Source organism: Serratia marcescens, assembly GCF_001902635.1.
In the GTDB taxonomy this organism is placed as follows: Bacteria; Pseudomonadota; Gammaproteobacteria; order Enterobacterales; family Enterobacteriaceae; genus Serratia; species Serratia marcescens_F.
This window is the reverse complement of record NZ_MJAO01000011.1, coordinates 123,637-144,359: the sequence shown is the minus strand read 5'-3', so window position 1 is coordinate 144,359 and position 20,723 is coordinate 123,637. Positions and strand designations below refer to the sequence as shown.

21 protein-coding genes are annotated in these 20,723 nt (G+C 59.9%); 8 read left to right on the top strand and 13 right to left on the bottom strand.

What is annotated here, in order from left to right; all coding sequences use genetic code 11:
* Positions 1-27: 27 nt before the first annotated feature.
* The 12 genes from trpS to pilM form a co-directional block, all read right to left on the bottom strand.
* Positions 28-1,035, bottom strand: coding sequence for a tryptophan--tRNA ligase (trpS, locus tag BHU62_RS13060; protein ID WP_073532397.1), 1,008 nt, complete (start codon positions 1,033-1,035; stop codon positions 28-30).
* A 2-nt stretch (positions 1,036-1,037) separates the two neighbouring features.
* The gene (locus tag BHU62_RS13055) at positions 1,038-1,736 is read right to left on the bottom strand and encodes a phosphoglycolate phosphatase (RefSeq protein WP_073532396.1); all 699 of its coding nucleotides are present in this window, start codon (positions 1,734-1,736) and stop codon (positions 1,038-1,040) included.
* On the bottom strand, positions 1,729-2,406 hold the full coding sequence (gene rpe / locus BHU62_RS13050) for a ribulose-phosphate 3-epimerase (protein ID WP_019456160.1): 678 nt from the start codon (positions 2,404-2,406) through the stop codon (positions 1,729-1,731). The genes BHU62_RS13055 and rpe overlap by 8 nt, the downstream gene beginning before the upstream one ends.
* A 51-nt stretch (positions 2,407-2,457) precedes the next feature.
* Positions 2,458-3,270, bottom strand: a complete 813-nt coding sequence (gene dam, locus BHU62_RS13045) for an adenine-specific DNA-methyltransferase (protein WP_073532395.1) — start codon at positions 3,268-3,270, stop codon at positions 2,458-2,460.
* A gap of 84 nt (positions 3,271-3,354) precedes the next feature.
* Positions 3,355-4,368, bottom strand: coding sequence for an SPOR domain-containing protein (locus BHU62_RS13040; RefSeq protein ID WP_073532394.1), 1,014 nt, complete (start codon positions 4,366-4,368; stop codon positions 3,355-3,357).
* Positions 4,369-4,524: 156 nt separating this feature from the next.
* Positions 4,525-5,625 carry a 3-dehydroquinate synthase gene (aroB, locus tag BHU62_RS13035; protein ID WP_073532393.1) on the bottom strand — a complete coding sequence of 367 codons (1,101 nt, stop codon included), beginning with the start codon at positions 5,623-5,625 and terminating at the stop codon, positions 4,525-4,527.
* A 106-nt stretch (positions 5,626-5,731) separates the two neighbouring features.
* Positions 5,732-6,253 (bottom strand): shikimate kinase AroK, encoded by a 522-nt coding sequence (aroK, locus tag BHU62_RS13030; protein WP_004391482.1) that lies wholly within the window; start codon positions 6,251-6,253, stop codon positions 5,732-5,734.
* Positions 6,254-6,602: 349 nt separating this feature from the next.
* On the bottom strand, positions 6,603-7,829 hold the full coding sequence (hofQ, locus tag BHU62_RS13025) for a DNA uptake porin HofQ (protein ID WP_073532392.1): 1,227 nt from the start codon (positions 7,827-7,829) through the stop codon (positions 6,603-6,605).
* Between the two features lie 14 nt (positions 7,830-7,843).
* Positions 7,844-8,203, bottom strand: coding sequence for a HofP DNA utilization family protein (locus BHU62_RS13020; protein ID WP_073532391.1), 360 nt, complete (start codon positions 8,201-8,203; stop codon positions 7,844-7,846).
* A complete protein-coding gene (locus tag BHU62_RS13015) occupies positions 8,196-8,696 on the bottom strand; it encodes a hypothetical protein (RefSeq protein ID WP_073532390.1) in 501 nt (166 codons plus the stop codon). The genes BHU62_RS13020 and BHU62_RS13015 overlap by 8 nt, the downstream gene beginning before the upstream one ends.
* Positions 8,689-9,228: a PilN domain-containing protein gene (locus tag BHU62_RS13010; protein WP_073532389.1), complete on the bottom strand. Its 540-nt coding sequence runs from the start codon at positions 9,226-9,228 to the stop codon at positions 8,689-8,691. The genes BHU62_RS13015 and BHU62_RS13010 overlap by 8 nt, the downstream gene beginning before the upstream one ends.
* Positions 9,228-10,061 (bottom strand): type IV pilus biogenesis protein PilM, encoded by an 834-nt coding sequence (gene pilM / locus BHU62_RS13005; RefSeq protein ID WP_073532388.1) that lies wholly within the window; start codon positions 10,059-10,061, stop codon positions 9,228-9,230. The genes BHU62_RS13010 and pilM overlap by 1 nt, the downstream gene beginning before the upstream one ends.
* 121 nt (positions 10,062-10,182) lie before the next feature.
* Between pilM and mrcA the strand changes: the two genes are divergently transcribed.
* Positions 10,183-12,741, top strand: a complete 2,559-nt coding sequence (gene mrcA / locus BHU62_RS13000; RefSeq protein WP_073532387.1) for a peptidoglycan glycosyltransferase/peptidoglycan DD-transpeptidase MrcA — start codon at positions 10,183-10,185, stop codon at positions 12,739-12,741.
* 58 nt (positions 12,742-12,799) lie between these two features.
* Here the strand turns inward: mrcA and nudE are convergent, their stop codons facing one another.
* Positions 12,800-13,354, bottom strand: a complete 555-nt coding sequence (gene nudE, locus BHU62_RS12995; RefSeq protein ID WP_073532386.1) for an ADP compounds hydrolase NudE — start codon at positions 13,352-13,354, stop codon at positions 12,800-12,802.
* A 444-nt stretch (positions 13,355-13,798) separates the two neighbouring features.
* Between nudE and BHU62_RS12990 the strand changes: the two genes are divergently transcribed.
* From BHU62_RS12990 to BHU62_RS12960, 7 genes are all read left to right on the top strand, one after another.
* Complete coding sequence (locus BHU62_RS12990; protein ID WP_073532385.1) at positions 13,799-15,934, top strand: intracellular growth attenuator family protein; 2,136 nt, start codon at positions 13,799-13,801, stop codon at positions 15,932-15,934.
* A gap of 98 nt (positions 15,935-16,032) precedes the next feature.
* A complete protein-coding gene (yrfG, locus tag BHU62_RS12985; RefSeq protein WP_073532384.1) occupies positions 16,033-16,713 on the top strand; it encodes a GMP/IMP nucleotidase in 681 nt (226 codons plus the stop codon).
* On the top strand, positions 16,710-17,117 hold the full coding sequence (gene hslR, locus BHU62_RS12980) for a ribosome-associated heat shock protein Hsp15 (RefSeq protein WP_015379306.1): 408 nt from the start codon (positions 16,710-16,712) through the stop codon (positions 17,115-17,117). Before yrfG ends, hslR begins: the two co-directional genes overlap by 4 nt.
* A 26-nt stretch (positions 17,118-17,143) precedes the next feature.
* Positions 17,144-18,022 carry an Hsp33 family molecular chaperone HslO gene (gene hslO, locus BHU62_RS12975; protein ID WP_073532383.1) on the top strand — a complete coding sequence of 293 codons (879 nt, stop codon included), beginning with the start codon at positions 17,144-17,146 and terminating at the stop codon, positions 18,020-18,022.
* 194 nt (positions 18,023-18,216) lie between these two features.
* Positions 18,217-19,836 carry a phosphoenolpyruvate carboxykinase (ATP) gene (pckA, locus tag BHU62_RS12970; protein WP_025159902.1) on the top strand — a complete coding sequence of 540 codons (1,620 nt, stop codon included), beginning with the start codon at positions 18,217-18,219 and terminating at the stop codon, positions 19,834-19,836.
* A 126-nt stretch (positions 19,837-19,962) separates the two neighbouring features.
* Complete coding sequence (locus BHU62_RS12965) at positions 19,963-20,223, top strand: FitA-like ribbon-helix-helix domain-containing protein (RefSeq protein WP_015379309.1); 261 nt, start codon at positions 19,963-19,965, stop codon at positions 20,221-20,223.
* Entirely contained in the window at positions 20,220-20,699 is a 480-nt protein-coding gene (locus tag BHU62_RS12960) for a type II toxin-antitoxin system VapC family toxin (RefSeq protein ID WP_073532382.1), read from the top strand. Before BHU62_RS12965 ends, BHU62_RS12960 begins: the two co-directional genes overlap by 4 nt.
* The last annotated feature ends 24 nt before the right edge of the window (positions 20,700-20,723 follow it).

Sequence of the window (20,723 nt, the reverse complement as noted above, 5' to 3'; positions counted from 1 at the left end):
AGGCCGCTTTTTTTATTTGCGCCGGCGTTACGCCTGCGGCGGTACGAAACCGACGGCCTGATAGACCTTCGCCAGGGTTTCCTGCGCGCGTGCCCGGGCCTTGGCGGCACCGTCGCGCATCACCTGCTGCAGGTAGGCTTCGTCGTTGCGGAAGCGGTGGTAGCGCTCCTGCAGCTCACCCAACATGCCGGAAACGGCTTCCGCCACCGCGCCTTTCAGGTGGCCGTACATCTGGCCTTCGAACTCGGCTTCCAGCTGCGCGATACTCTTGCCGGTCACGCCGACGAGGATATCCAGCAGGTTGGAAACGCCCGCCTTATTGACCACGTCGTAGCGCACGACAGGCGGCTCTTCCGAATCGGTCATCGCGCGTTTGATCTTCTTGGTCACCGCTTTCGGATCTTCCAACAGACCGATCACGTTGTTGCGGTTGTCGTCCGACTTGGACATCTTTTTGGTCGGCTCCTGCAGCGACATCACGCGCGCGCCGGATTTAGGAATGAACGGCTCCGGCACTTTGAACACCTCGCCGTACAGCGCGTTGAAACGCTGGCCCACGTCGCGGCTCAGTTCCAGGTGCTGTTTCTGATCTTCACCCACCGGCACCTGGTTGGTTTGATACAGCAGAATATCCGCCGCCATCAGCACCGGATAGCTGAACAGCCCGGCGTTGATGTTCTCCGCGTAGCGCGCGGATTTGTCCTTGAACTGCGTCATGCGGCTCAGTTCGCCGAAATAGGTGTAGCAGTTCAGCACCCAGCTCAGCTGCGTGTGCTCCGGCACGTGCGACTGCACGAAGATGGTGCTTTTTTCCGGATCGATGCCGCAGGCCAGGTACAGCGCCAGCGTATCCAGCGTGGCCTTACGCAGCTTCTCGGCGTCCTGACGCACGGTGATGGCATGCAGATCGACGATGCAGTAGATGCAGTCGTAGTCGTCCTGCATCTGCACCCACTGACGCAGCGCACCCATGTAGTTGCCGATGGTCAGTTCGCCGGACGGCTGCGCGCCGCTAAATACGATGGGCTTACTCATGTTTAAATTTCCTGATTCTCTAAAGATGACAGCCCAAGAGCGGGCAACAAATCGGCGAAGCGCTCCAACACCCGATCGGGGTGGCTCAGGGCGATCGACTCGCCGTAGTTATAACCGTAGGTAAAGCCGACGTTCGGGCAACCGGCGCCCTGTGCGGCTTGAATATCGTTGCGTGAGTCGCCGACGAACAGCAGTTCATGCGCGCGCAGCCCAAGCTTGCCAAGCACCAGGTACAACGGCGCCGGGTGCGGTTTCTTTTCTGTCACGTCGTCGCCGCCGATCACCAGCGAGAAAGAGCCGCCAATGCCCAGCGACGCCAGCAGCGGCGCCACGAACGGCGTCGGCTTGTTGGTCACCAGTGCCATCGGGTAGCCGTGCGCGGCCAGTCGGGCCAGCGTCTCTTGCACCTGCGGGAACAGGCGGCTGCCGCTGTCGACGGTCTGCGCGTAGAAATGGTCGAAGCGTTCACGCAGCCGGCTGCACTGATCCGGCGCACCTTCCGCCTCCGCCCAGCGCAGCGCGCGCTGCACCAGCACGTCGGCGCCGTTACCGATCCAGGTACCGACCCGCTCCTCACCCGCTTGCGGCAGGCCCATCTCTTCCAGCGCCATATCGATGGCGGCCGCCAGGCCCGGTGCGCTGTCAACCAGCGTGCCGTCCAGATCGAAGGCCAGCGCGCGGATCGCGCCGAAATCAGCCATGGGAAACCTTCGCCAGTTCGCTGCGCATCTCGTCGATCACCTTGCGGTAGTCCGGCTGACCAAAGATGGCAGAACCGGCGACAAACATATCGGCGCCCGCGGCGGCGATTTCGGCGATGTTATCCACCTTCACCCCACCGTCGACCTCCAGGCGGATATCACGGCCGCTGTCGTCGATCAGCTTGCGCACCTGGCGCAGCTTGTCCAGGGTGCCGTGGATGAACGACTGGCCGCCGAAGCCCGGGTTGACCGACATCAGCAGGATCACGTCGATTTTATCCATCACGTAATCGAGATAGCTCAGCGGCGTGGCCGGGTTGAACACCAGGCCGGCCTTGCAGCCGTGTTCTTTGATCAGCTGAATGGTGCGATCGACATGTTCGGAAGCTTCAGGATGGAAAGAGATATAAGACGCGCCGGCCTTGGCAAAGTCAGGCACGATGCGGTCCACCGGCTTGACCATCAGGTGCACGTCGATCGGCGCGGTAATGCCGTAGTTGCGCAGCGCTTCGCACACCATCGGGCCGATGGTCAGGTTGGGTACATAGTGGTTGTCCATCACATCGAAGTGCACCACGTCGCCGCCTGCGGCCAGCACGTTGGCGGTATCTTCACCTAACCGGGCAAAATCTGCCGACAGAATGGACGGGGCAATCAAAAACTTTTTCATCCGCTTCTCCAAACGTAGGGTCGAGTTGTTATGCGCCGGGGTGCCCCCGGCTTAGCGATACAGCGCCAAAAGCTCGTTCACTTTACTGCGGCCGAGAATGTTGCGGCTGATCGTGCGGCGCGCTTTCACCACATACAGCGAAGCATGCTGGTACCAGTCACGCGTCAGTTCGGTATCGTGATTGGAGATCAATACCGGTACCTGACTCTCTACCGAGAGCTGGTGCGCCAGATGTGCCAGGCTCTGCTGATCGGCGATGCTGAAACTGTTGGTGTGGTAAGCGGTGAAATTCGCCGTCGCCGACAGCGGCGCGTAAGGCGGATCGCAATACACCACGGCGCCGGCCACGGCCTTCGCCATGGTATCGCGGTAATGCTCGCAGACAAAAGTGGCATTGCGCGATTTTTCAGCAAACCAGTAGAGCTCTTCTTCCGGGAAGTAGGGTTTCTTGTAGCGGCCAAACGGCACATTGAACTCGCCGCGCAGGTTATAGCGGCACAGGCCGTTATAGCAGTGGCGGTTCAGGTACAGGAACAGCAACGCCCGGCGGTAGGGCTCGCTGCTAGTATTGAACTCTTCTCGCAGCAGGTAAAACTGATCCGAGTTATTGAATTCATCGGCGAAAAGAATGCGGGCATCGCGCACGAAGTCATCCGTGCGCAGCTTAACGATGTTATACAGGTTGATAAGATCGCTATTGATGTCGGCGAGAATGTAGGCGTCGTAATCCGTATTCAGAAAGACGGATCCCGCACCCACGAAGGGCTCGATTAAGCAGTCTCCCGCTGGCAGATGGCGACGAATCTCGTCCACCAGCGGGTATTTTCCACCAGCCCATTTTAAAAAAGCGCGGTTCTTCTTCATGCCGTCAATTAGCTACTTATACAATTCAGAGCGGCGGATTGTACTCTGTTTCAGACAGCACATCAGCGCACAAATTTAAATGATTTATTTTTTAAGATCTTGCTGTACCTGATGTACAGGTCGGACCCATGGTTTTTTCGCCTGCACATCCGCCGGCAGCGTGGCGATGGCGCGCTTCGCTTCCGCAGAGGACGCGTAGTTGCCACTCACCAGCACATACCACGGCTTGCCGTCGCGTTTGGTGGTGTACACCAGATAATTCTGCAACTTCTGCTGTTTGGCGTAGGCGTTCAACGTATCGGAACGCGAAGCGCTGCTCAGCTGCAAAGTATAGTGACTGCCCGGTGCAGATTGCAGCGAACTACCGCTGCTGCTGACCGCGCCCGCTTTCACGGTGGAAGACGGCTTGGCCGGCGGCGTATACACCGTCGTCGGTGATTTATGCTGCGTTGCGGTCGGTTTCGCGGCGGCGGTTTTCGCCGGCGTCTTATGCGGCTGTTGAGCAGCCCCCGGTGCGGGACGCGTCGCTTCACGCGCCGCTGCGCCGCTCATCACCGTCGCAGGTGCGGTCGGCAAGGTCGACGCTGCGCCGGTCATACCCTGGCTTACTGCATCAACCTGCCCCTGCTGCTGCGACAGCGCATCCGCCATGTTGCCCGGCAGATCGACACGCTGCTGCGCACCGCCCTGCTGAGGCTGAGTCTGCGCTTCGGTCGGCGTGCCGGAGATCGGCGGAACGCTGACGTTTTGCGGTTGCTGCGGCTGAGTCGCGCTCACGCCGTTGTTGTCATGGGTATCCGTCGTGCCGCCCGGCACGCCGTTGTTGGCGGTGGTCAGCGACGAAGAGCCGGACAGATTGATATCGCGGGCCGCGCCGTTTTGCGCGCCGCTATCCTGAGCCGCTTCATGTTTGGTCGGCGCCTTCAAGGCGGAACCGATGCCGACAATCAGCAGCAACAACACCAAAATGCCGATGCCAATCATCAAATGCTGACGCGACACGGCGAAGCGCGGCGCAGAAGCCGGCTTGCGCGAACGCGTAGGACGACGATCGCTGCTATCAGGTCTGAGATCGTCTTCCGGTTTAAACTCGTCCATCTGAAACCCTCCAACTAGAGGCAAAAGCCCACCACCGTAGACCTACCGTGGCACGGGCAGATTAACCCGATGATGGCAAAGCGACACCCGTCGTGCTCTGCTCACTGTATTAATATAGATGCAAATGGCAGCTAAGCCACTGTTACTTCATCCGATTTAATTACGTTTGTGCTCAGGCAGGCAGGCAGTGATCGACGCCAGCACCAATTCATGCCCTACGCCGCCACGCACTTCCGCCGCACCGATCGCGGTCGGCAGCACCAGACGCAGTTCACCCGCCAGCACTTTCTTATCGCGCAGCATGTGCGGCAGATAGGATCCCGGCGTCATTTCCTGCGGCCCGCAAACCGGCAAACCGGCGCGCAGCAACAGCGCTTTGATGCGTTCGATGTCTTCAGCGGAGAACTGACCAAGACGGCGTGCGGTTTCCGCCGCCATCACCATGCCCGCCGCCACCGCTTCGCCGTGCAGCCACACACCGTAGCCCATCTCGGCCTCGATGGCATGGCCGTAAGTATGGCCCAAATTCAGCAACGCGCGCAGACCGCTCTCGCGTTCGTCGGCAGCCACCACTTCGGCCTTCAGCTCGCAGCAACGGCGAATACAGTAGGCCAATGCCTGCATATCCAGCGCCATCAACGCATCAATGTTGTTTTCCAGCCAAACGAAGAACTCGCGATCGAGAATAATCCCGTATTTGATGACTTCAGCCAGGCCGGAAGAGAGTTCACGCGGCGGCAACGTTTTCAGGCAATCCAGATCAACCACCACCGAAGCGGGTTGATAGAAAGCGCCGATCATGTTTTTGCCGAGCGGGTGGTTGACAGCGGTCTTGCCGCCGACGGAAGAGTCCACCTGCGACAACAGCGTGGTGGGAACCTGAATGAAGCGCACGCCACGTTGGTAACACGCGGCGGCAAAGCCGGTCAAGTCACCGACGACGCCGCCGCCAAGGGCGATCAGCGTGGTATCGCGCCCGTGCGGTTTTTCCAGCAGTGCCGAAAACACCTGCTCCAACACCGCCAGAGATTTGTACTGTTCACCATCGGGAAGAATGACCTGATCCACCACGACGCCGCCCTGTTCCAACACTTGCCGTACACGATCCAGATAGAGTGGCGCCAGGGTTTGGTTGGTGACCAACATCGCTTGTTCACCCGCCTTCAACGGCATAAAAGAAGCCGGATCGTTAAACAATCCGGCGGCGATGGTAATCGGGTAGCTGCGCTCCCCAAGCGTTACAGTAATTCTCTCCATGTCGCGCTCAGTTCTCTGTATGGTGCGGCGGTGGTTGCTCCCCGCTGCGGCGGGGAACACAAATCAGTCTTCCGCATTGGCCGACGGCGAACGCGAAAATCGACAATCAGTTGCTTTCCAGCATATTGATGATCTGGTTGGCAACCACTTTAGCGCTCTGATCGTCGGTGCGGATGGTGACGTCGGCAATCTCTTCGTACAACGGATTGCGTTCTTTCGCCAGGGCTTCCAGCACCTCACGCGGCGGAGAATCAACCTGCAGCAGCGGGCGTTTTTTATCACGCTGGGTGCGAGCCAGCTGCTTCTCGATCGTGGTTTCCAGATAGACCACCACGCCGCGCGCGGACAGACGGTTGCGCGTTTCGCGCGACTTCACCGAACCGCCGCCGGTCGCCAACACAATCCCTTGTTTTTCCGTCAGTTCATTAATGACTTTTTCTTCACGATCGCGGAAACCTTCTTCCCCTTCCACGTCGAATACCCAGCCCACGTCAGCTCCGGTACGTCGCTCAATTTCTTGATCGGAGTCGAAGAACTCCATATTGAGTTGCTGAGCTAACTGACGGCCAATAGTGCTTTTGCCGGCACCCATAGGCCCAACCAGAAAGATATTGCGTTTCTCTGCCATGTTTTTCGGTATTACTAAGACAATTCGTTAATGTTAACCCGCCCCGCCAATCAAATCAGCGGCGGGACCTAAACTGAAACCTCATGAGCTATAGTGCGAGATCAGACGAAAAATTATCTCAACACTCTTGGTAGTTTGGCAACCGAATAAATCGCAATCCACGCCGCAGGAGGGAAACCATATGTTTTTAACGGCGTCTTGGCGCTAACAAAAAACCTCGGTGCTCAATTCGGTAACCCTTGTAAGCTAAATCGGCCGCAGCGTCAAACGCAGATACCCCCAAGGAGACAAAAAAGTGTATCTGCTCATCAACTTTAAGAGATTTGCCGCCTGGACGACGAGCCGCCGCTTATCCCTTAATCAGGGTCGGCGTAATGAAAATCACCAACTCGCGCTTTTTCTGTTGCGCACCGCTCTGCCTGAACAGAGAACCCAGCAACGGCGCGTCCCCCAATCCCGGCACCTTGTCCGCCGTCTTGCCGCGATGCCGTTGAAAAATGCCACCGAGCACCAGGGTTTCACCATTTTTCACCGTGATCTGCGTTTTTATCTCCTGCTTGTCGATAGTCAACGCCTCCCCGGCTCCCCGACCGATGGCGCGCCCCGGCATATTTTGGCTGATGTGCAGCGTCAGCGTGATGCGTCCGTCCGGCAGCACCCTCGGCGTCACCTCCATGCCCAGCACCGCCTCTTTGAATTCGATCGCGGTCGCACCGCTGGCGCCGCTGGATACTTCATAGGGGATCTCCGTCCCCTGCTTGATGCTGGCAGTTTGCAGATGTGCCGTCAGCAAACGCGGGCTGGCGATGATCTCCACCTGATTTTCCTGTTCCAGCGCCGTCAACTCCAGGCTCAGCAGACGCCCGCTGATACGCGCCAGATGGAAGCCGGCGTTCACCGCACTGCGCTCCAGCGGCAGGTTGACGCCGATATTGCCCGGCCGCAGCGGCTGCGCCGGCCGGGCATCGGGCGCCAATCCCCAACGCACGCCGAGCTCACGCAGGCTTTCGCTGTTGATGGTCACGATATGTGCCGCCAACTGCACCTGCGCCAGGGGAGCGTCCATGTCCGTCACCCGCTTTTTCAACTGCGCCAGGATCGGCGCGGTGTCACGGAGCAGCAGCATATTGGTGCGCTTATCCGCCATCACGCTGCCACGCTCGCTGAGCAAGGTGTCGCGTTGGGCATTGAGGCTTTCGGCAATCTCTGCCGCATCGCCGTTCTGTAACGTCAGGGTCAGGCTGTGTAGCGCTTGCCGTTGCGCCTGCGCCTCTCGCTGCCGCCGTTTCTCCTGCGCGTCCGGCTCAGGCGAGATCAGCATGACGTTGCCCTCTCGCGTCATCGCCAGCTTGCCCATGCGCAGGGTCAGCGCCAGCGCCTGCGACCAAGGCACATCCTCCAGCCGCAGCGTCAGGTTGCCGCTCACGCCGGGTGCGGCGATCAGGTTCAATTGCCGATAATCCGCCAACGCCTGCAAGATAACCGCGACCGGCGCGTCCTGAAACTCCAGTGAAACAACCTGTTTATCCTGTGCCTGTGCAGCGCCGAACGCCAGGCACCACAGCGCCACGCCCATTCCATCGCGTCCTTTCACGGTTTACCGTCCTTGTTATCCATCATCAGCGATACGCCGTCGCGGTTCGCCGGACAATCCGGCTCGGCCGCCAGCGCCATTAACGTCAGGCTGCGAACCTGCACTTGCGTTACCTGCCAACGCTCGGCAAGCACCCGCTGCTGCGGCCGCAGACGCAACCATTGCCCCGTTGGCGTCACCACCCAGCCATAACGCAGCGTCGGTTGCCCGATGACGCCCCTCAGTTGCCAGCCTGCCGGCGACGCCTCCGCCAGAGAACAGGCTGGCGGCGAAGGCGGCGCAAACGGGTCGCGCGGTTCGGCGCACAGTGCCCACGGCCATAGCAGCCACCACCAACGGCCGGGTCTTTTACTCATCGGTCTGCTCCGCTGTGGCATCCTGCAAAACCAGCCGCGCCATCATGCCCTGAGTCTGCGTCTCTACGCTCAGTTGCTCAAGGCGCAGGCCGGCGGGCAACGCCTCGAGCAACGCCAGCAAGCCCATATAATCAATGCGTAAGCTCAACGTTTGACGCGGCGGTTTTTCCTGCCGTTGCCAACGCAATAAGGCGCCCCCCGCCCGTTGCAGCACGCTGGCCAGATCGCCTGGCTCAACCGGAGCAACCGGAGCAACCGCCGGCGGAATCTGCATTTCCGGTGTCTCGTCCAGTTGACGCTGCACCAGAGCGATCTGTTGTAGAAGACGCTGCTCCCGCTCTCCCGCCCTTGCCCGCTGGCGCCATTCGTCCTGCAATGCCCAACCACCGACCAACAACATCAGCGTGCCGAGGCCCAGCCATTGCGCGGCCAACAATCGCCAGCCCGGCAAACTCAGCCAGAAACGCAGCCCAGGCGGTAAACGGCTATCCATCTCGCCCCCATTGCGCCACCCAATGAAAGGAGAACAGGCCGTCGTCGCGTTGCGTCACCTCCGCCAAACGCTGCTGTTGCAACATGGGCATCCCCGCCAGCCGCCGTTCGAACTGCGTGATGGCCGCAGGAGAGCGGCTCAGCCCACGCAGCCGCAGCCCGTTCTCCGGATCGCTTTCCAATGCCGTTAGCCACAGCGGTGCTGGAACGGCGGTGGACAACTGTTGCAGCAGCCGCAAATAACGCCGGTTGTGTTGGGCGTTGCGCGCCTGCCGTTGTTCGAGGGCGCTGCGCTGCACGCGCTGCGCCCGGTCTTGCTGCTGCTGACGGACGCGCAGTGTCAATACCGCCAGTTCTTCACCCAACGCCGCCAGCCGTTCATGCCGCTGCCCCTGCTGGTGACGCAGTTGACCGGCGGCGAGATACAGCGCCAACAACAGTACCGCTAACTGCAACAGCAGCATGCCCAGCCAGAAATAGCCGCGCCGCCGACTGCGACGTTGCCGCCAAGGCAGAAAGTTAACCTGATACATCAGCGGTCCTCCTCGCGTAGCGCCAGACCGCCGGCCAACGCGAACGCCGACGGCTGCACAGGCAGCGGCGGACGCAGCTGCGTAAAGGCGCTGAGCGGTGACCAGGAAAGGCAGCCGGCGGGCAAGGCTTCCGCCAGCACGCTGCCGGCATAGACAGGCATGTCGCCGCCCGCCTGAGTCTGTGTCCGCAGAGCCTGCAGCGCTTGCGCGCCATCGTCGCCCGGCGTCAGGCCAAAGGCGAACGCGCCGTCAGCCGGCGCCACCCAGAGCCACTCCCGTTCGAGGCGATGCAGCAACCCCGCACCGACCGGCACGCCCGCCGCAGTCGCCATTACCCGTAGCGCGCAGGGCGTAATATCGACCGCCTGCGGATACAGGTTCGCCTGACGCAGGCAATGTAGCCACTGTTGCAGCTCCTGCCGCCGCGCGGCGGTCAATAACAGCGCCGCCTCATCCGCCGGCGCGGTACGATAGTCGAGCGCCAGCGTCTGGCCGTCGAGCGGGAACTGCTTCAAGCCGTGGCCGTCGATATAGTCGCTGCGTTCCGGCTCTCTCAACCGCGCGTCCGGCCGCGCCATGCGCTGCTGCAGCACGCGCTGCGCCGGCAGGGCAATGCGTAAGGAAATATGTCGCGGCAGCTGTACGCGCCACTGTCGCAGCGCCCGAATCAGGGCCTCAGAGGGTTCCAGGCAGCCATCGCGCAAGACCGCTTGCGGCAGCGCCTGCTGCCACCAGTGGCGCAACTGCCATCCGTTGCGGCGGCGTTGCACCGCCACCGCCCGCACGCAGTCGATTTGTATATCCAGCCCCACCTGCCATGCTTGAGGGAACATGTTTCGCAAGCCTCCATAACATCAGATGATAAAAGAACATATCCATGTCGCAGGCTTGCCTTTATACTACCGCGCGGTTGTTTATAAACTGCCCAAATGACTTAGAAATGGGAAATCTCAGGTGAAGTTCGTAAAGTATTTACTAATCCTTGCAGTATGTTGCATCGTGCTGGGAGCAGCCTCGATTTTCGGCTTGTACAAATATGTCGAGCCGCAGCTGCCCGACGTTGCAACGCTGAAAGACGTGCGGCTGCAGATACCGATGCAGGTTTACAGCGCCGATGGCGAACTGATCGCCCAATACGGCGAGAAGCGCCGCATTCCACTGAAGCTGGATCAAATTCCGCCGGTAATGGTGCACGCATTTATCGCCACCGAAGACAGCCGCTTCTATGATCACCACGGCGTCGATCCGGTCGGCATCTTCCGCGCCGCCTCCATCGCGTTGGTCTCCGGCCACGCTTCGCAGGGGGCTAGTACCATTACCCAACAGCTGGCGCGCAACTTCTTCTTAAGCCCGGAACGCACTCTGATGCGTAAAATCAAGGAAGCCTTCCTGGCGGTGCGCATCGAGCAGATGCTCACCAAGGATGAAATCCTTGAGCTGTATCTGAACAAGATCTATCTGGGTTACCGCGCCTACGGTGTGGGTGCCGCCGCGCAGGTCTATTTCGGTAAAGACGTCAGCCAGCTCACCCTGAGCGAAATGGCGACCATCGCCGGCTTGCCGAAAGCGCCGTCCACCTTCAACCCGCTTTATTCCCACGATCGCGCCGTCGCCCGCCGCAACGTGGTGCTGTCGCGCATGCTGGACGAGCACTACATCACTCAGGCGCAGTACGATCAGGCGCGTTCCGAAGATCTGGTGGCCAACTACCACGCGCCGGAAATCAGCTTCTCCGCCCCGTATCTCTCCGAGATGGTGCGTCAGGAAATGATCAAGCGCTACGGTGAAAACGCCTATACCGACGGTTACAAGGTTTACACCACCGTCACCAAACGGCTGCAGCTGGCAGCGCAGGAGTCGGTGCGCAACAACGTGCTGGCCTATGACATGCGCCACGGCTATCGCGGCCCGTCCAACGTGCTGTGGAAAGTCGGCGAAGCGGCCTGGGATCGCAAACAGATAGTCGATTCGTTGAAAAACCTGCCGAGCTACGGCCCGCTGGCACCGGCGGTGATCACCGCCGCCAACCCGCAGGAAGCGACGGCGATGCTGGCCGACGGCAGCAGCATTGCCCTGCCGATGGCGACCGTGCGCTGGGCGCGCCCATACCGTTCAGACACGCAGCAAGGCCCGACGCCGAAACGCGTCACCGACGTGGTGCAGGCCGGCCAGCAGGTGTGGGTGCGTAAAGTGAACGAGGCCTGGTGGCTGTCGCAGGTGCCGGACGTCAACTCGGCGCTGGTGTCGATCAACCCGAACGACGGCGCGGTCAAAGCGCTGGTCGGCGGCTTCGACTTCAACCAGAGCAAGTTCAACCGCGTCACGCAGGCCCTGCGTCAGGTGGGTTCGAACATCAAACCGTTCCTGTACACCGCCGCGATGGATAAAGGCCTGACGCTGGCCACCATCCTGAACGACTTGCCGATCACCCGTTGGGATGCCGGCGCCGGCACCGACTGGCGGCCGAAGAACTCGCCGCCGACCTACGACGGCCCGATTCGCCTGCGTCAGGGGCTGGGGCAATCGAAGAACGTGGTGATGGTGCGCGCGATGCGCGCGATGGGCGTCGACTACGCGGCGGAATACCTGCAGCGCTTCGGCTTCCCGGCGCAGAACATCGTGCATACCGAATCGCTGGCGCTGGGATCCGCTTCCTTTACCCCGATGCAGCTGGTGCGTGGCTACGCGGTGCTGGCGAACGGCGGTTACCTGGTCGACCCGTACTTCATCACCAAGATTGAAGACGATAACGGCAATACGGTGTTCGAAACCAAACCGAAAGTGGTATGCAGCAGCTGCAACCTGCCGGTGATCTACGGCGACACTCACCGCTCGGCGGTGCTGTCCGACGATAACATCGAAAACGTCGCCACTTCGCAGGAAGGCAATAACAGCACGGTGCCGATGCCGCAGCTGGAGCAGGTGACCCCGGCTCAGGTGCAACAGGACGGCGACCAACAGTATGCGCCGCACGTGATCAGCACGCCGCTGGCCTTCCTGATCCACGACGCGCTGAACAGCAATATCTTCGGCGAACCGGGTTGGATGGGCACCGCCTGGCGCGCCGGCCGCGATCTGAAACGCCACGATATCGGCGGCAAAACCGGCACCACCAACAGCTCCAAAGACGCGTGGTTCTCCGGTTATGGCCCGGATACCGTGACGTCAGTGTGGATCGGCTTCGACGATCATCGCCGCGATCTGGGCCGTTCGACGGTGTCCGGCGCCATCCCGGATCAGATTTCCGGCGGTGAAGGCGGTGCCAAGAGCGCCCAGCCGGCGTGGGACGACTTCATGAAGACCGCGCTGGAAGGCATCCCGGAGCAAAAAGTCACGCCGCCGCCGGGCATCATCAGCGTCACTATCGACAAGAGCAGCGGCAAGCTCTCTGGCGGTGGCGGCGGCAGCCGTTCCGAGTACTTTATCGAAGGAACGCAACCGACGGACTACCCATCGCGCGATACCGGCACCACGTTGACGGATCCGGGCGGTGAAAGCCACGAGCTGTTCTGATCGAAAAGGGCCAGAGAAATCTGGCCCTTTCTTTATTCAGCATTCAGCGCGGGGAGTATCAGCGTGAAGCGCGCAAAAACGCCTCGGAAAGGAACAGCGCGCTGACGTTGCGTGCCTCACGGAAATCCGGTTCCGCCAGCAGCGCCATCATATCGGCGATCGGCCAGCGCACCTGCGGCAGCGGCTCCGGCTCGTCCCCTTCCAGGCTCTGCGGATAGAGATCGTGCGCCAGCACAATGTTCATTTTGCTGGAAAAGTAAGACGGCGCCATCGTCAGCTTGCTGAGGAAATCAAAGCGCTTCGCGCCGTATCCCACCTCTTCCATCAGCTCGCGGTTGGCCGCCTCCAACACCCCTTCACCGGGATCGATCAGCCCTTTCGGGAAACCCAGCTCATAAGATTCGGTGCCCACCGCATATTCGCGGATCAGCAACAGGTCATCGCCGATCACCGGCACGATCATCACCGCTTCGCGATCCGTAGGCCGCATGCGCTCATACACCCGCCGAACACCGTTGCTGAATTCCAAATCGACCGACTCGACGTTGAACAAACGCGAACGTGCGACCGTTTCCACTTTCAGAATTTTAGGTTTTTGCAGGTGTTTATCCATGATTGCCTCAAATAGGTTACCCAGGCGCGGGCGGGCAACCGAAATAATAACTGGCGTAACGCACGGCTCGTTGGCGCTCAAACGCTGACCAAATTCGATTTGGATCACATTGTGCGTTAAGGGTAAGCTCCGCCGCAACGAGCATGAACAGTAATTTACTTTCTTTTAACAAGCGTAGCCAGCGGCGGGCGATTTTCCGTACTGATTCAGCAAACAGCGCGCATGAAAATAGGATAATACCGATATCGACGGTGGGCACCGGTTGCTAGTATCACGCAGGCAAGAATCAGTGATAAAATGGCCTTGCGTCATGAAGGAATGAGATCCAGAGCGAAAATCTGTTTGTTCCCTCATTAGTTCTGGGTGCCTCCTGGCGGTTTACTCCGTATAATATTCAGCTTTTCATCAGGTTGGCGAAGTTCACGGGTGTGAGATGGGGATTGCATGAGCACAATAGTGTTGATATTGGCCTTAGTGCTTGTCTGCCTGATTGCCGCCGGCCTGTACCTGTGGTTCAAGGGGCGCAGCCAGCCGACGCTGGCGCGTTCGCTGCCGTTTATCAAACCCGCCCACCGCAAGCTGACCGGCGAAGAACGCGCCGCGGTCGAGTACTACCTCAATCAGCAAAACAAGTTGAGCAACAAGCTGTTGCCCGGCGGCAGTTCTACGCTGCCTGCGGCCAAACTGGCGCTCACTCCGCAAAGCGATAACGTTTATCCCGTGACCCACGCCATCACCCGCTACGGGTTGGCCAGCGACGATCCCAACAAATGGCGTTATTACCTCGACGCCGAAGAAGTGCACCTGCCGCCGTTTTGGGAACCGTACATCACCGCCGACAACCATGTGGAGGTGATCCGAACCCAGACACTGCCGCTGGTGATCTCGCTCAACGGGCACTCGCTGAAAGATCATATTCACGACCGGCCACAGCCGCCGGTGGTGACCGCCGCACCGACCCAAAACGCTTCCATTCGCAAGGAAGAGAGCGAACACGTCGAGCTGGTGAATATTCGCAAAGAAACGCCGGAAGAGCATGCGTTGAACCGGCCGAACGGCATCCGTGAAGCCGTCATCATCTCCGCCGCGCTGCTGCTGCTGTTCTTCAGCCTGATCAGCCCGGTGCTGGTGATCCCCTGGATGATTTTCGTCGCGGTGCTGATGGTCGCCTGGGGATGCTGGAACCTGTTCCGCCGCCCGGCGACCCGCGAGCTGAAAGAGATCCACTGCCTGCGCGGCACGCCAAAACGCTGGGGCCTGTTCGGCGAATCCGACCAGGGGCAGATCAGCAACATCTCGCTCGGCATCATCGATCTGATCTACCCGCCGCATTGGCAGCCTTACCTGACTCAGGATCTGGGCAAAACCACCGATGTGGACGTCTACCTCAATCGTCAGGTGGTGCGCCAGGGACGTTTCCTCTCGCTGCATGACGAAGTGAAGAATTTCCCGCTGCAGCAGTGGGGGCGCAATGCGGTGCTGGTCGCCAGCTCGGCGCTGGTGCTGTTGCTGCTGCTGATCTATATCCCGCTCAACCTGCCGTTGACCCTCAGCATGGCCTGGCTGCAAGGCGCACAAAAAGTGGAAGTGACCAGCGTGCAGGCGCTGGAAGCCACGCCGTTGCGCATCGGCGATACGCTGAAGGTGCGCGGCAGCGGCATGTGCTACGTGCCGCCGCCGGCCAACGGCGGCGCCGCCGCCAACTTTGCGCCGTTCGACTGCTCCGGCATCTACTGGAACAACGCCGCTCCGCTGCCGCAACCGGAGTCGGAAGTGATCGATAAAGCGACGGCCCTGCTGGCGACGGTCAACGGCCAACTCCACCCGAGCGGCACCGATCAGAAGGTCAACCCGCAGCTGGCCAGCGCCATCGAGAAATCCGGCATGATCCTGTTGGACGACTTCTCCGATATCGTGCTGAAAACGCAGGATCTGTGCCAGACGGAAAACGACTGCGTGCGACTGAAAAACGCGCTGGTCAACCTGGGCAACGCCAAAAACTGGGGCAGCCTGGTGAAACGCGCCAAGTCCGGCACGCTGCAAGGCGTCAACGTTCTGCTGCGCCCGGTAAGCGCCGAATCGCTGGAAAGCCTGACCAAAGTCGCCACCTCGTCGTTCATCTACAATGAAACGCGGTTGGCCGCCGCGGCGCTCAACAGCCCACCGCCGGGCGGTTTCCTGATCAGCAGCGACGAAGGCCGTCAGTTGGTCAGCCATCCGCAACCGCAGGTGCCGCAAAGCGAGTACAACGCGCTCGACCAGTGGAATGAACTGCAGCGTCTTTCCAATCTGCTGCTGCATACCCCGTTCCAGGCGCAGGGCGTAATCACCAGCCTCAGCGTCGACGCTAACGGCACCCGCCATGTGGCGCTGCACAGCGAACCGGACATGATTACCCTGTGGCGCTACCTCGGCACCAGCCTGCTGTTGCTGGCGGTGGTCGTCAGCCTGGGTTATAACGCCTGGCGGCTGGTGCAGCGCCGGCGCATCAATCAGCACCGCGTCGCCGATATCCAGCGTTACTACGACAGTTGCTTCAACCCGCAGCTCAATCCGATGTCGATACGGCCGATGGCCTGAACCTGACGCCGGGGCCTCTGCCCTGTCATCTGCTTATGCTACGCTAACGCTATTATTCTCATCTGCGGACCGCCCGACGGTCCGCCCGTGGAGTTTTTATGGTTCCCGAGTTTGACTGGCCGCAGATCGATACTGTGCTGCTGGATATGGACGGCACCTTGCTGGACCTGGAGTTCGACAGCCACTTTTGGCTCAGCCTGGTGCCGCAGGCACTGAGCGAAAGGCGCACCATTCCGCTCGACGAAGCCCGTGATATCATTCAGCGGGAATATCAGGCGGTGCAGCACACCATGAACTGGTACTGCTTCGACTACTGGTGCGAGCGGCTGGATCTGGATATTTACCGCATGACCAGCGAAGTGGGCAGCCGCGCCCGGCTACGTGAAGACACCGAGCCGTTTTTACGGGCGCTGCGCGACGCCGGCCTGCAAACCATTTTGCTGACCAACGCCCATCCGCACAGCCTGGCGGTGAAAATCGCGCATACCGGTCTGGATCGGCACCTTGATTTATTGTTTTCCACCCACACATTTGGTTATCCGAAAGAAGATCAGCGTTTGTGGCAGGCGGTACAGCAGCACACCGGATTCAATCCGCAGCGCACGCTGTTTGTCGACGATGGCGAGCCGATCCTCGACGCGGCGCGCACTTTCGGCATTCGTTACTGCCTGGGCGTGCAAAACCCGGACTCCAGCACGACGGAGAAAAGCTTCCAGCGCCATCCGTCGATGCGCGACTATCGCCTGTTGATTCCGGCGCTGGCCAAGGGGGAAGCATGAAGGAAAAAGCGACGCGCGACGACGCAGTCCGATTGGATAAGTGGCTATGGGCCGCGCGCTTCTATAAAACCCGCGCGCTGGCGCGCGAAATGATCGACGGCGGCAAGGTGCATTACAACGGCCAGCGCGGCAAGCCGAGCAAGATTGTCGAACTCAACGCCGAGCTCAAGCTGCGGCAGGGCAACGAAGAACGCACGGTGATCGTGCTGGCGCTGACCAGCCAACGCCGCGGCGCCGGCGAGGCGCAGCAAATGTATCAGGAAACCGAAGCCAGCATCGCCAACCGCGAAAAAATGGCGCTGGCGCGCAAGATGAACGCGTTGACCATGCCGCATCCGGACCGCCGTCCGGACAAAAAGGAGCGGCGCGACCTGATGAAATTTAAATTTGGTGAGCCGGAATAACCCCCTCACCGCAATGAGAGAAGATTATGTCCAACCATGACCAATTGCACCGTTACCTGTTTGAAAACTACGCGGTGCGCGGCGAGCTGGTTACCGTCAGCGAAACCTATCAGCAGATCCTGAACAACCACGACTACCCGGCGCCGGTGCAAAAGCTGCTGGGCGAGCTGCTGGTCGCCACCAGTCTGTTGACCGCGACCCTGAAGTTCGACGGCGACATCACCGTGCAGCTGCAAGGCGACGGCCCGCTGAAACTGGCGGTGATCAACGGCAACAACCGTCAGGAAATGCGCGGCGTTGCCCGCACCCAGGCGCCAATCGCCGACGACAGCACCCTGCATCAGATGATCGGCAACGGCGTCATGGTCATCACCATTTCCCCGACGGAAGGTGAGCGCTATCAGGGCGTGGTTGGTCTGGAAGGTGAAACCCTGGCCGAATGCCTGGAAGCCTACTTCCGCCAGTCCGAGCAATTGCCGACCCGCCTGTTCATCCGCACCGGCGAAGCGGAAGGCAAAGCCGCAGCGGCCGGTATGCTGCTGCAGGTGCTGCCGGCGCAGGACGGCAACCTCGACGATTTCGATCACCTGGTGCAACTGACCAACACGGTGAAAAGCGAAGAATTGTTCGGCCTGCCGGCCAACGAGGTGCTGTACCGCCTGTACCACCAGGAAGAAGTCACCCTGTACGAACCGCAGGACGTGCAGTTCCGTTGCACCTGTTCACGCCAGCGTTGCGCCGACGCGCTGCTGACCCTGCCGACCGACGAAGTGGCCGACATGCTGGAACAGGACGGCAATATCGACATGCACTGCGACTACTGTGGCAGCCACTATGTCTTTGACCCGGTTGATGTTGCCGCTTTGTATGCAGGTAACACCAGCGAAAGCGACAAGTTGCACTAAGTTATACCCTCTCGGCGGGCGCCCCCAGCGCCCGCCAATGCCCGCCGTTTGCACGTTTGCTTTTTTCCGTGTGCTATCTCTCAGATCGTAACGAAATACCGCCTAAAACGTTAAATATTTGATACCCATCGCGGTTACGCACCGCTAGATCCCTACAATTGCCGCCAGAAATTCTGTGACCAAGGAGTAGTAACATGCGCGTTAAAGGTATAACCCCTCAGGATCTGGCCGCTTACGGCATTCACGACGTTAGCGAAATCGTTCACAACCCGAGCTATGAACTGCTGTTTAAGGAAGAAACAGACCCATCTCTGGAAGGTTTTGAGCGTGGGGTAGTCACCAAGCTGGGTGCCGTCTCCGTCGATACCGGCATCTTCACCGGCCGTTCGCCGAAAGACAAATACATCGTCCGCGACGACATCACCCGCGATACCGTGTGGTGGGCCGATCAGGGCAAAGGCAAAAACGACAACAAACCTCTCAGCCCGGAAGTGTGGGCCGATCTGAAACACCTGGTCACCGAGCAACTGTCCGGCAAACGCCTGTTCGTGGTGGATACCTTCTGCGGCGCCAACGCCGACTCGCGCCTGAAAGTGCGCTTCATCACCGAAGTGGCCTGGCAGGCGCACTTCGTGAAAAACATGTTCATCCGCCCAAGCGACGAAGAGCTGGCTGACTTCGAGCCAGACTTCGTGGTGATGAACGGCGCCAAATGCACCAACCCGAACTGGCAGCAACAAGGCCTGAATTCGGAGAACTTCGTCGCCTTCAACCTGACCGAGCGCATGCAGCTGATCGGCGGCACCTGGTACGGCGGCGAAATGAAGAAAGGCATGTTCTCGATGATGAACTACCTGCTGCCGCTGAAAGGCATCGCCTCGATGCACTGCTCAGCCAACGTGGGCGAGAAAGGCGACGTGGCGGTGTTCTTCGGCCTGTCCGGCACCGGTAAGACCACCCTCTCCACCGATCCGAAACGTCAGCTGATCGGCGATGACGAGCACGGTTGGGACGACGACGGCGTATTCAACTTCGAAGGCGGCTGCTACGCCAAGACCATCAAGCTGTCGGAAGAGGCCGAGCCGGACATCTACCACGCCATCAAACGCGATGCGCTGCTGGAGAACGTCACCGTACTGGCCGACGGCACCATCGACTTCAACGACGGTTCGAAAACCGAGAACACCCGCGTTTCTTACCCGATCTACCATATCCAGAACATCGTCAAACCGGTGTCCAAAGCGGGTCACGCCACCAAGGTGATCTTCCTGACCGCCGACGCTTTCGGCGTGCTGCCGCCGGTATCGCGTCTGACCGCCAACCAGACTCAGTACCACTTCCTGTCCGGCTTCACCGCCAAGCTGGCCGGCACCGAGCGCGGCGTGACCGAACCGACGCCAACCTTCTCCGCCTGCTTCGGCGCCGCGTTCTTGTCGCTGCACCCGACGCAGTACGCCGAAGTGCTGGTGAAACGCATGCAGGCCGCCGGCGCCCAGGCTTACCTGGTCAACACCGGCTGGAACGGCACCGGCAAACGCATCTCGATCAAAGATACGCGCGGCATCATCGACGCCATCCTGAGCGGTGAAATCGACAAGGCGGAAACCGTTACCCTGCCAATCTTCGATCTGGCGATGCCAACCGCGCTGCCGGGCGTGAACCCGGAGATCCTCGATCCGCGCAACACCTACGCCAGCCTCGAGCAGTGGCAGGAAAAAGCGCAGGATCTGGCCGAACGCTTCATCACCAACTTCGACAAATACACCGACACGCCTGCGGGCGCCGCGCTGGTCAGCGCCGGCCCTAAGCTGTAATTCGGTAGCATTACCTCTTCAGCTAAGGCGCGGATTCCGCGCCTTTTTTTATTTTTGATGATTGCTTTCTGACCAGCGAGGCGAGAAAATAATTCAATGCAATCATTGATAGCAAAGGAGGTTTCAATGGCTACTATCACCGTCAGAAATCTGGACGACGAAATCAAAGAGCTGCTGCGTATTTCAGCGGCGAAAAACGGTCATTCCATGGAAGAGGAAGCGCGCATGATCCTGAAACAGGCGCTGGTGAAAAAACCGCCGCGCTATGGGTTAGGAACACGCATGCATCAGTACTTCGCTGAGTTCGGCGGCGTTGAGTTGGAAATCCCCCCACGTGATGAAGCCCCGCATCGTATCGTCAACTTTGATGAAGATGATGAAAAATGATTGTGCTGGATACCAACGTCGTTTCGGAATTGCTGCGGCCGGCGCCTCACTACAATGTATTGCGCTGGTTAGATGAGCAGGATACGTATCGGTTCTATTTGAGCGCCATCGTGGTTGCGGAGTTGTATACGGGCATCGCCTGCATACCTCACGGTAAGAAACAGCTCGAACTGCAAACTCACCTCGGCGACATGCTGCAGGAAGAGTTTTCAGACAGAATCTTACCCTTTGACGTCGGCTGTGCGATGCAGCATGCGGAATTAATCAGCGCTAATCGCCGCCGAGGCATTGGCGTCAGCATGCCGGATACCCAGATCGCCGCCACCTGCCTGCATTACGGCGCCGCCCTGGCCACCCGCAATACCAAAGATTTCCTCCACTACGGCATCGAGTTAATCGACCCGTGGCAGGCGCCGACCGGCCGTCGGTTGCATGAGGATGCGGCGGAATACTACGTGATGAGCAGGAAGTCCTGACGGGGCCGCAGCGGCGCGGCCCGC

Bases quoted from the DNA above. Each gene is read 5' to 3' on its own strand.
- trpS (WP_073532397.1), bottom strand. From the start codon at position 1,035: ATGAGTAAGCCCATCGTATTTAGCGGCGCGCAGCCGTCCGGCGAACTG.
- BHU62_RS13055 (WP_073532396.1), bottom strand. From the start codon at position 1,736: ATGGCTGATTTCGGCGCGATCCGCGCGCTGGCCTTCGATCTGGACGGC.
- rpe (WP_019456160.1), bottom strand. From the start codon at position 2,406: ATGAAAAAGTTTTTGATTGCCCCGTCCATTCTGTCGGCAGATTTTGCC.
- dam (WP_073532395.1), bottom strand. From the start codon at position 3,270: ATGAAGAAGAACCGCGCTTTTTTAAAATGGGCTGGTGGAAAATACCCG.
- BHU62_RS13040 (WP_073532394.1), bottom strand. From the start codon at position 4,368: ATGGACGAGTTTAAACCGGAAGACGATCTCAGACCTGATAGCAGCGAT.
- aroB (WP_073532393.1), bottom strand. From the start codon at position 5,625: ATGGAGAGAATTACTGTAACGCTTGGGGAGCGCAGCTACCCGATTACC.
- aroK (WP_004391482.1), bottom strand. From the start codon at position 6,253: ATGGCAGAGAAACGCAATATCTTTCTGGTTGGGCCTATGGGTGCCGGC.
- hofQ (WP_073532392.1), bottom strand. From the start codon at position 7,829: ATGGGCGTGGCGCTGTGGTGCCTGGCGTTCGGCGCTGCACAGGCACAG.
- BHU62_RS13020 (WP_073532391.1), bottom strand. From the start codon at position 8,203: ATGAGTAAAAGACCCGGCCGTTGGTGGTGGCTGCTATGGCCGTGGGCA.
- BHU62_RS13015 (WP_073532390.1), bottom strand. From the start codon at position 8,696: ATGGATAGCCGTTTACCGCCTGGGCTGCGTTTCTGGCTGAGTTTGCCG.
- BHU62_RS13010 (WP_073532389.1), bottom strand. From the start codon at position 9,228: ATGTATCAGGTTAACTTTCTGCCTTGGCGGCAACGTCGCAGTCGGCGG.
- pilM (WP_073532388.1), bottom strand. From the start codon at position 10,061: ATGTTCCCTCAAGCATGGCAGGTGGGGCTGGATATACAAATCGACTGC.
- nudE (WP_073532386.1), bottom strand. From the start codon at position 13,354: ATGGATAAACACCTGCAAAAACCTAAAATTCTGAAAGTGGAAACGGTC.
- BHU62_RS12990 (WP_073532385.1), top strand. From the start codon at position 13,799: ATGAGCACAATAGTGTTGATATTGGCCTTAGTGCTTGTCTGCCTGATT.
- yrfG (WP_073532384.1), top strand. From the start codon at position 16,033: ATGGTTCCCGAGTTTGACTGGCCGCAGATCGATACTGTGCTGCTGGAT.
- hslR (WP_015379306.1), top strand. From the start codon at position 16,710: ATGAAGGAAAAAGCGACGCGCGACGACGCAGTCCGATTGGATAAGTGG.
- hslO (WP_073532383.1), top strand. From the start codon at position 17,144: ATGTCCAACCATGACCAATTGCACCGTTACCTGTTTGAAAACTACGCG.
- pckA (WP_025159902.1), top strand. From the start codon at position 18,217: ATGCGCGTTAAAGGTATAACCCCTCAGGATCTGGCCGCTTACGGCATT.
- BHU62_RS12965 (WP_015379309.1), top strand. From the start codon at position 19,963: ATGGCTACTATCACCGTCAGAAATCTGGACGACGAAATCAAAGAGCTG.
- BHU62_RS12960 (WP_073532382.1), top strand. From the start codon at position 20,220: ATGATTGTGCTGGATACCAACGTCGTTTCGGAATTGCTGCGGCCGGCG.